Genomic DNA, 14,149 nt, shown 5'->3' on the forward strand with positions numbered 1-14,149 from the left:
TTTTTTAACTCAGTGTCAGATTTTTTGGCTGCGGCCTTACAGCTAACAAGTACCTCAGACATAGACGCTAATCTCAATGCTGCTGAAGAACAAATTGAGTTAGCGGCAAAGCGTGGGGCTGATCTTGTTGGACTTCCTGAAAACTTTGCATTTTTGGGCGAAGATCAGAAAAAATTAAAAATTGCATCTTCAATCTATGAAAAATGCAATAGTTTTTTAGTAACAATGGCAAGGAGATATCAAGTTGTTTTGCTTGGAGGTGGTTTCCCTGTTCCTGCTGGCGATGGCGAAAGAACTTTAAATAGAGCGGAGTTGTTTGGAAAGGACGGTCAATCTCTAGCAAGATATGACAAGATTCATCTTTTTGACGTTGATCTACCTGAAGGTAATACCTATAGAGAATCTGAAACAATTGTTTCAGGAAGTAAATCCCCACCTGTAGTTGATGTGCCAGGTCTTTGCAAAATCGGATTGTCTATTTGTTACGACGTGAGATTCCCTGAACTTTATCGGGATTTGGTAAATAAAGGCGCAGACTTGTTAATGATTCCAGCTGCTTTTACTGCTTTTACGGGAAAGGATCATTGGCAAGTCTTGCTTCAAGCAAGAGCTATTGAAAACACAGCTTATGTTGTTGCACCAGCGCAAACTGGTCGTCACTATGGCAGAAGACAAAGTCATGGACACGCTATGGTCATTGACCCATGGGGGACAGTTTTGGCGGATGCAGGGGTTGTTCAAGGAGCTGCAATAGCTCCTGCTGATAAAGAAAGAGTTGAGAGAATTAGAGGACAAATGCCCAGCCTTAAACATCGAAAAACAGAGCTTTTTATTTGATGTTTAAAGATCAATCTTTAAAGTTAAAACTAGTATTGTTTGCGGCATTTCTTTTTTGTTCCAATATCTTCATTTCTTTACCTCTAAGATCTGCTAGTGCTCTTGCAGCTTGGGTCTTAACTAGTAACGGTAGCCTTAAGTTACGAACTTCCTCGGGAGCTAAATTAGATGCTTTTTATCAATCTTCAACCACTGATAAAGGTGAAAGGGTTTGGATAGATTTCCCTGGAGAATTAAGCCGTCCTAGAACTATTAAAGGTAATGGATCAGTTAAGGAAATCAGACTAGGGAAACCCTCTAAGGGTAAAACAAGGCTTGTTATTGAATTCCTCCCATCGGTTGAATTAGAACCTTCAAGATTACAATTAATTGGCATATCATCAAATACATGGGAGTTGAAACTTATTGGTCTAGAAAGTAATTCTTTTCGTTCAATTGAAGAAGGTAATATTCTAAGAAACTCAATAAAAAGAAATTATGAAAAAATAAAGCCTCAAGATTTAGATGTTTCTTCTTTGCCAAATGTACCCTATGGAAAGTATAAAGTTGTTATAGATCCAGGGCATGGTGGCTCAGATCCTGGTGCTGTTGGGATAAATGGATTAAGAGAGACTGATATTGTTTTAGAAGTATCAAAGAGTGTTTCAGAATTTCTAACAAATAAAGGTGTTAAAACTATTTTAACTAGGAATTACGAGAGAACATTAGACTTACAGCCAAGAGTTAGCAAGGCTAATAATTCAAAAGCAGATGCTTTTGTGAGCATTCATGCAAATGCAACAAGAGGAAAACGAAAAGATGTTAATGGATTAGAGACATATTATTACTCTGGTTATAAAGGCTATTCTTTAGCTAAAAATATTCAAAAACAAATTTTAATTGTTTCTCCTCAGAGTCCTGATAGAGGTGTTCGTAGATCACGTTTTTATGTAATTAGAAAGACATCCATGCCTGCAGCTTTAGTAGAGATTGGATTTGTTACTGGTATGTATGATGCTGATTTATTACGACAAAAAGGTTATAGGGATAAAATGTCTTTTGCTATAGCTAGGGGAATACTGAATTATCTAAAAGTTTCAAATTAGGTATGCGTATTGGATTATTTGATAGTGGTATTGGAGGCTTCACTGTCCTAAAAAAAGTTATTGAGTTATGTCCTAATAATTCATTTATTTATTTGGCTGATACAGCAAGACTTCCCTATGGAATAAAGACAAGTAATGAGATCAGAAAAATTGCCGAAGAAATATCAGCTTGGTTTAGTTATCAAAATATTGACGCTTTCTTGGTCGCCTGTAACACAACAAATGCTATTGCCTTGGATGTCCTTAAAAACAATTTAGATGTCCCTGTTTTTGATTTGATTGGGTCTGCTGCCTCAACCATTCAGGAAGCCAGGGTAGGTGTTCTCGCAACTCCTTCTACAGTAAAAACCCAGGCCTATACAAATGCGATTTTAGAATTCAAGCCAAAAACTTTTGTAATTGAGCAACCATGCCCTGAATTTGTTCCAATGATTGAAATGGATAGTATTAATTCAGATAAAATTATTGATGTTGCGACTGGATATTTACAACCTCTTTTAAAACAAAAAATTCATTCTTTAATTCTTGGCTGTAGTCATTATCCTCTCATAACTCCTCTTCTGACTAAGGTCTTACCCTCTAGTGTTAAATTGATTGACCCCGCAGAAACTCTTTCTTTGGAATTAAAGTTGTTTATGGATTCAAAAACAAGCAATTATTCAAAGGAAAAAAATATAGTTGATTTAAAGTTTTACGTAACCTCTAATCTTAAAAATTTTCCCAATAAAGCTAAGCATTGGTTAAACGTGTTTCCTGAAGTTAATCTCGTTTCACTGCAGAAGAAGGGCTGGGTCTCTTAATATCAAAAGGTAGAGCGGTTTTATGACCACAGCAACGGAAATTCTTCAACCTGTAGAACTTGATCTAGAAGCGTTGCTTTTGGATCTTCGCAGCCTCATAGGTGCTGGACACCCTATTTTGCAGGCTGCTGCAGAACATCTTTTTAGTGCAGGCGGTAAACGTTTAAGACCTGGAATTGTTTTATTAATTTCAAGAGCTTTGACTTCTGAAAAGGATCTTCCTTTGAAGCATCGAAAATTAGCACAGATTACTGAGATGATTCATACTGCTTCTCTTGTACATGATGATGTTGTTGATGAGGCTGATACCCGAAGAGGTGTTGAAACAGTCCATAGTAGATTTGATCTTAGAATAGCTGTACTTGCTGGAGATTTTTTATTTGCTCAAGCAAGTTGGCATTTGGCAAATCTTGAGAATTTAGATGTTGTTAAATTGTTAAGTAGGGTGATTATGGATCTGGCTGAAGGTGAAATAAAGCAGGGTCTTAATAAATTTGATTCTAGTCAATCTTTTGAGAGTTATTTAGAAAAAAGTTATTGTAAAACAGCTTCTCTAATTGCGAATAGCTCTAAGGCTATTGGTGTTTTATCTGATGTAGATCAAGAGAGCTTAAATTCACTTTATTTTTTTGGAAGACAGTTAGGATTAGCTTTTCAAGTAGTTGATGATATTCTCGATTTTACTGGAAATGATGAACAATTAGGTAAACCAGCAGCCAGTGATCTACAAAGTGGGTATCTTACTGCGCCTGTTTTCTATGCTCTGGAAGAGAATCCAAGTCTTAGCGAACTTATTAATGGTAAATTCTCAAAAAAAGATGATCTTGATAAAGCTTTATCTCTCGTAAGAGATTCAAGTGCGATCAAGAAATCAAGAGAGCTAGCCGAAAAATTTGCTTCTGAGTCAAAAGATTCAATTTCTTGGTTACCAGATTCACCATCAAAAAAAGCATTACTTGAGTTGCCTGAATTTGTTATTAGTAGGCTTTATTAATTCGATACTCCTTTAATATTTCTTCAATTTCTTTTAAATGGTTAATTTGTTTTAGATTTTTGTGTTGATCAAAAAACTCTTTTTTGTGGACATTATCATGATTTTCTTTTAGAAAGAAAACAAAACAGCCTGCCTTTAAAGCTGAAGATACTCCAGCAATTGAATCTTCAACAGCCCAGCATTCTTGAGGAGCAATATTTAATTTTTCTGCAGCTAATAAATATGGATCTGGGGCTGGTTTGCCTTCCCCCAGTAATTTGTCATCGCCAAGAATCTTTACAGAAAATAAATTCATCCATTGATGAGGCGAAGTTTTTATTTTGCAGGATTCAAAGCTGCTACTGGTTACTAAAGCCATTGGTATATCGTTCTCATGACAGCTTTTGACTAAACTCTCACCACCTGGCATCGCTTTTGCCTGGAGGATGAGTTTTCTTGAGATGGGCTTGTGTAGGCTTAATAATTCTTCTGTTTTAACTTCTTCAGGGATAAGTTTAACCAGTTCATTTGCACAATCAGTTCTTCTTCTTCCTTTTAAGAGTTTTAGTTGGCCATAAGTTAGATTTAAATCAAAAAGCGCGGCGGTTTCTTTCCATGCTTGTCCATGCAAGGGTTCTGAATCGATTAGAACTCCGTCAAGATCAAATAAGAATGCTTTAGGGAAATCCCAATTTTTCTTCATTATGAATTTGTTTTAAATAAGAGTTTCACTATTCAAGCCTTTTGTTCAGAAATAGCTTGAATGCAATAAATGAAAAGTTGTTTTTATCTTTCATGAATTCAGACAATTCTAACTCTATTGAGTCTGTTCTTCAGGAACAGAGAGTTTTCACCCCTTCTGATGACTTTGCTAGTAAAAGTAGAATCTCTTCTTTTTCTAAGTTTTTAGAAATGTCGGAAAGGGCTAAATCAGATCCAAATAAGTTTTGGGGTGATGCAGCTAGAGAAGAATTACATTGGTTTAAATCTTTCGATAAAGTACTTGATTGGTCCAATCCACCATTTGCTAAATGGTTCGATGGTGGAAAAACTAATATTTCCTATAACTGTCTAGATCGACACTTAAATAGTTCAACAGCTGAAAAAGTCGCCTTGATTTGGGAAGGAGAGCCAGGTGAACAAAAAAAATATACCTACAAAGAACTGCACAAAGAAGTTTGCAAAGCAGCTAATGCGCTCAAGTCTATAGGTATAGGGAGAGGAGATCTTGTTGCTTTATATATGCCTATGGTACCTGAGGCTGCAATCGCAATGCTTGCTTGCGCAAGGATTGGAGCACCACATTCAGTCGTATTTGGAGGCTTTTCCTCTGAGGCTCTAAGGGACCGATTAATTAATGGAGGAGCGAAAGCAGTAATTACAGCTGATGGCGGTTTTAGAAAAGACAAAACAATTCCTCTTAAAGATGCTGTTGATCTAGCTTTAGAAGGTGGTGCTTGTCCAAAGGTCGAATCAGTTTTAGTTGTTCAAAGGACAAAAAAACTTATTGCTATGGATGATGGTAGAGATTATTGGTGGCATGAAATTGTAGATAGTCAATCAGAAGAATGTTTGCCAGAACAAATGGATAGTGAGGATTGCTTATTTGTTTTATATACTTCTGGCTCTACAGGGAAACCAAAGGGAGTAGTTCATTCAACTGCTGGGTATAACCTTTGGTCTCATTTAACTTTTAAATGGATTTTTGATATTCGTGAAAATGATGTTTATTGGTGCACCGCTGATGTTGGGTGGATAACCGGACATAGTTATATCGTCTATGGTCCACTATCTAATGGTGCAACGACTGTTATGTATGAAGGCGTTCCAAGACCATCAAATCCAGGTGCTTTTTGGGATGTAATTCAGAAGCATAAAATTTCGATTTTTTATACTGCTCCAACAGCCATAAGGGCCTTTATGAAAGCTGGAGAAAAGATTCCCAAGCAATACGATTTATCTAGTTTGAGGCTTTTAGGAACTGTTGGAGAGCCAATTAATCCTGAGGCTTGGATCTGGTATAGAGATGTTATTGGAGGAGGGAGATGCCCAATAGTTGATACATGGTGGCAAACAGAAACTGGTGGAGTAATGATTAGTCCTCTTCCCGGAGCGACCCCAACCAAACCTGGCTCAGCAACTTTCCCTTTGCCTGGTATTGAAGCCGATGTGGTCAATTCATATGGGGAACCTGTTGCTAATAATGAAGGTGGATATTTGGTAGTTAAAAGACCATGGCCTGGAATGATGAGAAACGTTTATGGAGATGAAAAAAGATTTAGAGAGAGTTATTGGGAGTATTTAAAACCTTCAGACAATAGCCATATGTATTTTGCAGGAGATGGGGCTCGAAGAGACGAAGAAGGTTATTTTTGGGTTATGGGCCGAGTTGATGATGTTATAAATGTCTCCGGTCATAGGCTTGGAACAATGGAAATAGAATCGGCTTTAGTTAGTCATGAGCTCATCTCAGAAGCTGCAGTTGTTGGTAGACCTGATAATTTGAAAGGGGAATCAATAGTAGCCTTTATCACTTTGAAAACTGGTGCAGAAGTAAATGAGAATATAGAGGCACAATTAAAAAATCACGTAGTGAGTGAAATAGGACCTATAGCCAAGCCTGATGAAATTAAGTTTACTGATTCTCTTCCTAAAACAAGAAGTGGAAAAATAATGCGCAGAATTTTAAGAGCACTGGCTTCGGGCGATGAAATAAGTGGAGATACAAGTACTCTTGAAGATCGATCTGTTTTAGATAAATTAAGAAGTTAAGATTTCCCAATGAGTTATTTGATCGACTATTAAATCAATATTTTCATATTTTAAAGAGTTTTGAAGATTAGCTTTTAGTAACTTTTCTCTAAGGCCCACGCTTACTGGAGTTAGATGATTACCGTCTAGCTTAATAATTTTAGATTTATCAGCGGATCTTCCCTTTAATGATTTAAGTAAAAAATTATTTTGATCTAGGGTATCGTTTTTAAATTTGATTAATAGATTATTTATTTGTTCATAGTGTTCTCTAATAATATTTAATGTTTCGCTAGGACTTGGACTGAATTCAGTTTGAAAGTTAAGCTTTTGAGACATCTTTCTAAGCAGAGGTATAGATTTATCTGCCTTGAAATTATTAAAGCTGATAGCTACTAAACCATCGCAGTTTCTTCCTCCATCCGGTGCTAGTAAATGTAATTTGCATCCAAGACTATGACCCAGCCTTATTGATTTTGGTATAAAACCAACTCTTTTTTCAAGAATTTTTCGAGATTGACGGAATTGTTTCCACGCATGATTTGATTGAAGTTGATGATCAAAGTTAGGTATATAGCCCCATGAATGAACTGCAAAATTTCTTCGTAAAAGACTAGAAATAAGTCTTTTGTATGTAACTTCTGGCTTGATTGAAATATAGCTACCTCCAATTAGTTCTATAAGACCAATTGGTCTTGATGGCCATTGACAAGAAACATCACTTATACGCCTAAAAGTACTCATTGATGAATAATCACTCTATAAAGAGAAATAAAAACGATTATAAATTAAATATAAGTATCTTTTATTTCTAATGTTCTACTAAGTTTTTATTCAACTCTGTTATTTTGATAATAATAGAAGCATGACTAATTAATTTTGAAGTGAAAGAAGAGCAGAATCAACAGAAAGATAGCGAACAGCTTGGCTTTCTATATGAAACGACTAAAGAAATTACCAATGAAAAAGCGACAGATCTTGGAGAAAAAAAATCTTTCAAATCAAACCAAGAACGGGTTGAAATTTTAAGTAAAGAACATTTTCCTAAAAATATTTTGATTTTAGATACGGAAACTACAGGGCTTGACAATGAAAATGATGAGTGCCTTGAAGTAGGTTCAATACTTTTTGATGTCAAAAGCAGATCGGTATTAGCGCAGCAATCTTTTCTTTTACCGGTTGAAATTAATAATGCCGAAAAAATAAATAATATTCCTGCTGAAATAACTAGATTGCCTCAACCTTTATCTGAAGCAATTAAATATTTTGAATCTTTGGTTAGGGTATCAGATGTGATTGTTGCTCACAATGCAGAATTTGATATGAAATGGTTTGGTCTTAAAAAATTGCCTCAGATTGAAAAAAAATGGATTTGCTCTATGGACGATATAACTTGGCCAGCTGACAGACAATTGAAGACGCGTCCTTCTGTACGAGATCTTGCATTGGCATACGGTGTACCAGTCTGGAATGCACATAGAGCTTTGACAGATTGCATATATTTGTCAGAGGTTTTTAAAAGATGTAGTGAACTCGAGCAACTATTGATTAGAGCGTTAGAACCAAAAGTTCTGCTTCGCGCTGAGATCTCATATGAAGAGAGGTATTTAGCGAAAAGCGCTGGCTTTAGGTGGAACGATGCAATTAAAGGCGCTTGGTCTAGAAGAATGAGTCGTAGAGATATGCAAAAATTAGAATTCCCTGTACATGTAGTCGACTTTCATTCTTGAAGTGGATTTTTCATAAAGTACTCATTTCAAATCTTTGCTATATGTTTAATGTATTGATTAAAGAGTTTTTCTAGGGTTTTTCTATGATTGAGTTATGAAAAAATTTTTCATTCAGAAAAATATAGTTGGTCGGTTTTCTCTTGTTAAAAGTAAAACTGATGGTAGCGATTTGAAAAAGCGTCTAAGGCAATGGCAGCATTCGAGAAGTTGGGCTCGTTTGATTTGTGAAGCGGAAAAAATGTGGAGCCTTGAATCAAGAGAATTAAAGAGACTTGGAGCTATGGAATTAATCCAACTCCAAAATGAAATGCCTTTTAACGTGAGAAGAAGAGTTAATTTTTGGTTGGTTAAATATTCAGGCGCTACTCGATTAGAGGATTAAGCTTAATGAACTTTCTGAATTAGCCTCGCTAATTTTGCTTCTCAAAACTCATCTATCAAATATTATTTAATAGTTTAGTTAACAATTACTATTAAACAAACATCAAATAATTTTTCTGTAGCTACTTTGACCAATCTCAAGAATTTAAGAGGAATGGTAGATCTCCTACCTTCTCAGAGTCAGGGCTGGCAAAAGGTCGAATCAATTGCACTTGAACATTTTAGTCGAGCTGGGCTTCAAGAAATTAGAACACCTATTATTGAACAAACTGAATTGTTTTCTAGGGGCATTGGCGAAAATACCGATGTGGTTGGCAAAGAAATGTACACTTTCGAAGATAGAGGAGGTCGTTCTTGTACATTGAGACCTGAAGGTACAGCTTCTGTTGCAAGGTCAATTGTCCAGCATGGCTTATTAAATAATGGTCCTCAAAGGCTCTGGTATAGAGGACCAATGTTTAGATACGAGCGCCCTCAAGCAGGAAGACAAAGGCAGTTCCATCAAATCGGAGTTGAATTTGTTGGATTGGCTTCTGTCATGAGTGACGCTGAGGTCATTTCAATAGCTTGGGATTTTTTAAAGGATGTTGGTCTGAATGATTTGACCTTAGAAATTAATAGTCTTGGAAGTAATAAAGACAGAAATGTTTTCAAAGAAGAGTTGAAAGATTGGCTTATTCAGAGATTTGATTTATTAGATGAAGATTCACAGAAAAGAATTAACCTTAATCCCTTGAGGGTATTAGATAGTAAAAATAATTCAACAAAAGAACTTTTATTAGAAGCTCCATCTTTAAATGACTATTTAACAAATGAGAGTAAAACTAGATTTGATTATTTACAGACGTTCCTCGATAATCTACATATACCATATAAAATCAACAATAACTTGGTAAGGGGACTTGACTATTATTCTCATACAGCTTTTGAAATAACAAGTGATCACTTGGGTTCTCAAGCAACTGTGTGTGGTGGTGGACGGTACGATGGTTTGATAAGCGAATTGGGAGGGGTTCAAACCCCTTCGATTGGCTGGGCTATTGGAATGGAAAGACTAATAATTCTTGCTGGAGAAAAGATTTTGCGATCAAAATCTCCAGATGTTTATGTGATTCATAGAGGTGAAAGAGCTGAACAGGTTGCTTTGGAAATCACTTGTAAGTTAAGGTCACACAACTTAAATATTGAATTGGACTATTCAGGCTCATCTTTTTCTAAACAATTCAAGCGCGCAGATAAAAGTATGGCCAAATGGGCCATCGTTATAGGTGAGAATGAGGCATCTAAAGGTCAATTATTGATGAAGAAATTAAGGGATAAACAAAAGGATGTGGAGACTAAGGAATATATTTTTTCAAAGGAGGATCTTGATCATTTAATTAAAAAACTGATTGATTAAGAAAAGGATGAATAGTTTTAAATGAGCTCTACTAAAATCCAAAAAATATGTTGTATTGGCGCTGGGTATGTTGGTGGCCCAACTATGTCTGTTATTGCAGATAAATGTCCCGATTTAGAAGTGAGAGTCGTTGACATAAATAAACAACGAATTGATGCATGGAATGATTCAGATCTCAATAAATTGCCAATATTTGAACCTGGATTAGATTTGATAATTTCTAGAACAAGAGGGCGAAACCTTTTCTTTAGTACTGAAATGGAAAAGTCAATATCTGATGCTGATATGGTTTTTATATCTGTTAACACTCCTACAAAAACAAAAGGTCTTGGGGCCGGACAAGCAAGTGATCTTAGTTGGGTTGAAGCTAGTGCAAGGCAAGTAGCTAAATTTTCGAAAGGACATACAATAGTAATAGAAAAAAGTACTCTTCCAGTTCGTACGGCACAAGCAATACAAGAGATACTCGAGACAACAAATAGAGATAATCAAAAAAATGAAATTTCAAAAACTTTTTCTGTTTTATCGAATCCTGAATTCTTGGCTGAAGGGACAGCAATAAATGACTTGGAACAACCTGATAGGGTTTTAATTGGTGGAGAGGATCTGGATGCTGTTGATGCACTAGTAAATATTTATTTGAATTGGGTTCCAAGTGAAAAGATAATTTCTACGAATTTATGGAGTAGCGAGCTTTCAAAATTAGCTGCTAATGCATTCCTGGCTCAAAGAATTAGTTCCATAAATTCTATTTCAGCTTTTTGTGAAGCTACTGGAGCTGATGTTCAGGAAGTTGCAAAAGCGATTGGAACTGATAGAAGGATAGGCGATCAATTCCTTAGTGCTGGCCCTGGGTTTGGCGGCAGCTGTTTTAAAAAGGATATTCTGAATTTAGTTTATTTAAGTGGATATTTTGGGTTGCCAGAGGTTGCAGAATACTGGAATCAAGTTGTGGTTCTGAATACTTGGCAACAAGATAGAATTTATAAAATTGTCCTTGAGAAGCTTTTTGGTACAGTTAATGGAAAAAATATTGCGATACTCGGTTTTTCTTTTAAGGCAAACACAAATGATACTAGGGAATCTCCTGCAATAAGAATTTCCTGTGACTTACTCGAAGAAGGAGCAATTTTATCAATTTATGACCCTAAGGTTTCATTTGAGAGAATAGAAGAAGATTTTGAAAAGTTTTCATTTGATAATCAAGGGATTTGGAAAATGGCTAATTCCATTCCAGAGGCATTAAAAAATGCTGATGCAGTTTTAATTCTTACTGCATGGGATGAATTCTTTGGACTTGATTGGAATTATTTGGCTTCTTTGATGAGATCACCAGCTTGGGTTTTTGATACAAGATCTGTTGTTCATCGACAAGAAATTGAGAATACAGGCATAAATCTGTGGAAGCTGGGTGAGGGGAACTAATATATCGTCATAAAAAAAAATAAGTATACGATTGGTGCTTAAATAAATAAAATTGATTTTAAGTCTTTAATTAAGTTGATTTTATAAAAAATAATGCTCTTTAAATTCCTTTTCAAAAAGAAGAAAAAAAAACTCAAAGAACAACCTGATCAAAAATTTGATATTGATAATTGGATGAATTTAACAAAGGAAGAAAGACTTGAAATAGATTTTAATGAAAAGAATAAAATCATGAAAAAGAAGAAAGCATTGCTAAAATCAATCAGAGAAGAATACATAAAAATAAAAAAGGGAGATAATTAATATTTAAGTGTTGAAAAAAATGCTCAAAAAGTTATTTATTAGAATAATTATTATGAATTATTGAATTTTATGATTTGGCCGCCAGTAAAAGCATGGACTAGTAAGGAGAGCGTATATGGTTATGTTCATTTTGTTGCAATTAATTATGGTGGTGAGTTAATGAAGAGGTGGGTCGTCTTAATGTCTGTAGTTGACTCGAATGTGGTTGTAAAAGTTTCATGGTCCCAATTAGTTGATTTATCTGATTGGGAGCCTGGATGGGATGAAAGAAATCATTTAGAAATATATAAATTAACTAATGATAAAAGTTATTTTAAAGCCACTGACTTATCTCATCCATCCACTGATTCTGGTTTAACAATACCTATATCTGAAAATACTATTAGACCTTGGTTTGATAAGATTTAAGTAATACTTTATCTAAGATTTTAATTTGATTTAAGTATAAGTTTATTATTACTTTCTTTTCAAGCTGATATCTTTAGCTTTCTTTGTATGGCTTTCTACGTTAAAAAAAAGGTACTTGTTTGTTCAAGAGTGATGGAAGAATCAAAGTGGTTATCTGTAAAAGAAGCTAGTGAGGTTTTAAGAGTAAATGAAAAATCTTTAGAAGTGTTGAGAGAAAGGGGTTACTTAAAGCCAGGATCTCACTGGAGAAGTTCAAATGATCCTAAGCAATTACCATGGAAGCCAAAAGTTTTCTATTTTATAAGCGGATGTAAAGAAGTTATTGAATATTGGCAGAAGAATAATATTCTTCTGCTCAAAGATCAACCTATTCGAAAAATTAGGAGTTTTAGTAAGATCTTTAAGAAGGACTTTTAGGCTACTAAATTTTCACCTTTACAGTCTTTGATAGAAGTCTTCAAAATTGGATAAAGAGAAATCATTTTTCCGTATTCAGACGATGTTCTATAGACATTCGCTTTTTTTCTATAGTGGTCTTCTGTCTCCATTTCTAGACTATTATGTCGATTAAAATTCATGATTCATTATCCAAAAGTATTTAACTATTTAATAGTTATAAAATAAGAGGCCAAATTAATCTTTTATATTAATTACATATTTGGATGTATTTATATGGATTATGAGCTTGATTGGTCTCGAATACCTGATATGAATTCTTTTTATGTATCAATTAGTTCTTTAATTAAAAAGCCTTAATTAGGCAAAATGCGTAATTTTTTTTGTTATTTCTAATTTGATGTCAGTTTTTGATTGTTTAAAACCGACTCTTTTGATATTTTTTATTTGCATAGGATTTGAATAATAAAAAAAATTTACAGATTCTTTCTGTTACATGAGTATTCGATGAAATTGCAGTATTCTCTGTTCGGTTTTGAAAAATAGCACTTCTAATGCAGACCTATGGAAATTCAGCAGTCACCTACGGGTGGTGGGCTGGTAACTCAGGGGTCACCAACCGTTCAGGCAAATTTATTGCTGCTCATGCCGCTCATACCGGCTTGATTGCTTTCTGGGCTGGTGCCTTCACGTTATTTGAATTGGCTCGTTTTGACCCTTCCATACCAATGGGTCATCAGCCTTTAATTGCTCTTCCTCATTTAGCAGCTTTAGGTATCGGTTTTGATGAGTCCGGAGCTTTTGTTGGTGGTACTGCAGTCGTTTCAATTGCTGTGGTTCATCTGGTTTTGTCCATGGTTTATGGCGCCGGTGGATTAATGCATTCATTGCTTTTTTCTAGCGATATGCAGGAATCTTCAGTACCTCAGGCTAGGAAATTCAAACTTGAATGGGACAATCCTGACAACCAGACTTTCATACTTGGACATCATTTGATTTTCTTTGGTGTCGCTTGTATTTGGTTTGTTGAATGGGCCAGAATTCATGGAATTTATGATCCTGCTGTTGGTGCTATTCGTCAGGTTGAATATGACCTTAACTTGAGTCACATTTGGGACCATCAGTTCGACTTCCTTACTATTGATAGCTTGGAAGACGTAATGGGAGGTCATGCATTCTTAGCTTTCTTAGAAATTACTGGTGGTGCTTTCCACATAGCTACTAAGCAAGTTGGGGAATACACAAAATTCAAAGGAGCTGGTTTGCTCTCTGCTGAGGCTGTTCTTTCTTGGTCATTAGCTGGAATTGGTTGGATGGCAGTTGTTGCAGCATTCTGGAGTGCAACAAATACCACTGTTTATCCTGTTGAATGGTTTGGAGAACCATTAGCACTTAAATTTGGAATCTCTCCTTATTGGATAGATACTGTTGATCTTCCTAACGGAGCTCATACTTCACGTGCTTGGCTAGCTAACGTTCATTATTACTTTGGATTCTTCTTTATCCAAGGTCATTTATGGCATGCTCTTAGGGCAATGGGATTCGATTTCAAGCGAGTAACTGGTGCCTTAAGTAATCTTGATACTGCTTCGGTATCATTAAAATAGTTAAATAAATTTAACTTTGTAAAAAAGCCCCAAATGTTTGGGGCTTTTTTATTG

Annotated in this window: 15 protein-coding genes; 13 read left to right on the top strand and 2 right to left on the bottom strand. The window is 35.4% G+C overall.

Going from position 1 to position 14,149, the window contains the following annotated elements:
- Positions 1-12 precede the first annotated feature (12 nt).
- From SIB53_RS07230 to sds, 4 genes are read left to right on the top strand one after another with little or no spacing between them, the layout of a single operon-like run.
- Positions 13-837: a carbon-nitrogen hydrolase family protein gene (locus SIB53_RS07230; RefSeq protein ID WP_413677577.1), complete on the top strand. Its 825-nt coding sequence runs from the start codon at positions 13-15 to the stop codon at positions 835-837.
- Complete coding sequence (locus tag SIB53_RS07235) at positions 837-1,922, top strand: N-acetylmuramoyl-L-alanine amidase (RefSeq protein ID WP_413677578.1); 1,086 nt, start codon at positions 837-839, stop codon at positions 1,920-1,922. The genes SIB53_RS07230 and SIB53_RS07235 overlap by 1 nt, the downstream gene beginning before the upstream one ends.
- A gap of 2 nt (positions 1,923-1,924) precedes the next feature.
- Positions 1,925-2,722, top strand: coding sequence for a glutamate racemase (murI, locus tag SIB53_RS07240; RefSeq protein ID WP_413677579.1), 798 nt, complete (start codon positions 1,925-1,927; stop codon positions 2,720-2,722).
- 22 nt (positions 2,723-2,744) lie between these two features.
- Positions 2,745-3,716, top strand: coding sequence for a solanesyl diphosphate synthase (sds, locus tag SIB53_RS07245; protein WP_413677580.1), 972 nt, complete (start codon positions 2,745-2,747; stop codon positions 3,714-3,716).
- Here sds and SIB53_RS07250 read toward each other — a convergent pair.
- The gene (locus tag SIB53_RS07250) at positions 3,700-4,398 is read right to left on the bottom strand and encodes an HAD family hydrolase (protein WP_413677581.1); all 699 of its coding nucleotides are present in this window, start codon (positions 4,396-4,398) and stop codon (positions 3,700-3,702) included. The genes sds and SIB53_RS07250 overlap by 17 nt on opposite strands.
- Positions 4,399-4,490: 92 nt before the next feature.
- Between SIB53_RS07250 and acs the strand changes: the two genes are divergently transcribed.
- Positions 4,491-6,467, top strand: a complete 1,977-nt coding sequence (gene acs / locus SIB53_RS07255) for an acetate--CoA ligase (RefSeq protein WP_413677582.1) — start codon at positions 4,491-4,493, stop codon at positions 6,465-6,467.
- Here the strand turns inward: acs and SIB53_RS07260 are convergent.
- Positions 6,456-7,190 (bottom strand): DUF1350 family protein, encoded by a 735-nt coding sequence (locus tag SIB53_RS07260; protein ID WP_413677583.1) that lies wholly within the window; start codon positions 7,188-7,190, stop codon positions 6,456-6,458. The genes acs and SIB53_RS07260 overlap by 12 nt on opposite strands.
- Positions 7,191-7,330: 140 nt before the next feature.
- Here SIB53_RS07260 and SIB53_RS07265 point away from each other — a divergent pair, with 140 nt between their 5' ends.
- From SIB53_RS07265 to SIB53_RS07300, 8 genes are all read left to right on the top strand, one after another.
- Positions 7,331-8,176, top strand: a complete 846-nt coding sequence (locus SIB53_RS07265; RefSeq protein WP_413677584.1) for a 3'-5' exonuclease — start codon at positions 7,331-7,333, stop codon at positions 8,174-8,176.
- Positions 8,177-8,270: 94 nt separating this feature from the next.
- Positions 8,271-8,558 (top strand): hypothetical protein, encoded by a 288-nt coding sequence (locus tag SIB53_RS07270; RefSeq protein WP_413677585.1) that lies wholly within the window; start codon positions 8,271-8,273, stop codon positions 8,556-8,558.
- A 126-nt stretch (positions 8,559-8,684) separates the two neighbouring features.
- Entirely contained in the window at positions 8,685-9,956 is a 1,272-nt protein-coding gene (gene hisS / locus SIB53_RS07275; RefSeq protein ID WP_413677586.1) for a histidine--tRNA ligase, read from the top strand.
- Positions 9,957-9,977: 21 nt separating this feature from the next.
- Positions 9,978-11,381, top strand: coding sequence for a nucleotide sugar dehydrogenase (locus tag SIB53_RS07280; protein ID WP_413677587.1), 1,404 nt, complete (start codon positions 9,978-9,980; stop codon positions 11,379-11,381).
- A 93-nt stretch (positions 11,382-11,474) separates the two neighbouring features.
- Positions 11,475-11,684: a hypothetical protein gene (locus SIB53_RS07285; protein ID WP_413677588.1), complete on the top strand. Its 210-nt coding sequence runs from the start codon at positions 11,475-11,477 to the stop codon at positions 11,682-11,684.
- 69 nt (positions 11,685-11,753) lie between these two features.
- A complete protein-coding gene (locus SIB53_RS07290) occupies positions 11,754-12,092 on the top strand; it encodes a TIGR02450 family Trp-rich protein (protein ID WP_413677589.1) in 339 nt (112 codons plus the stop codon).
- 132 nt (positions 12,093-12,224) lie between these two features.
- A complete protein-coding gene (locus SIB53_RS07295; protein WP_413677590.1) occupies positions 12,225-12,509 on the top strand; it encodes a hypothetical protein in 285 nt (94 codons plus the stop codon).
- 533 nt (positions 12,510-13,042) lie between these two features.
- Positions 13,043-14,095, top strand: coding sequence for a chlorophyll a/b binding light-harvesting protein (locus SIB53_RS07300; RefSeq protein ID WP_413677591.1), 1,053 nt, complete (start codon positions 13,043-13,045; stop codon positions 14,093-14,095).
- The last annotated feature ends 54 nt before the right edge of the window (positions 14,096-14,149 follow it).

It is taken from the genome of Prochlorococcus sp. MIT 0916, assembly GCF_047305155.1.
Taxonomy (GTDB): Bacteria; Cyanobacteriota; Cyanobacteriia; order PCC-6307; family Cyanobiaceae; genus Prochlorococcus_B.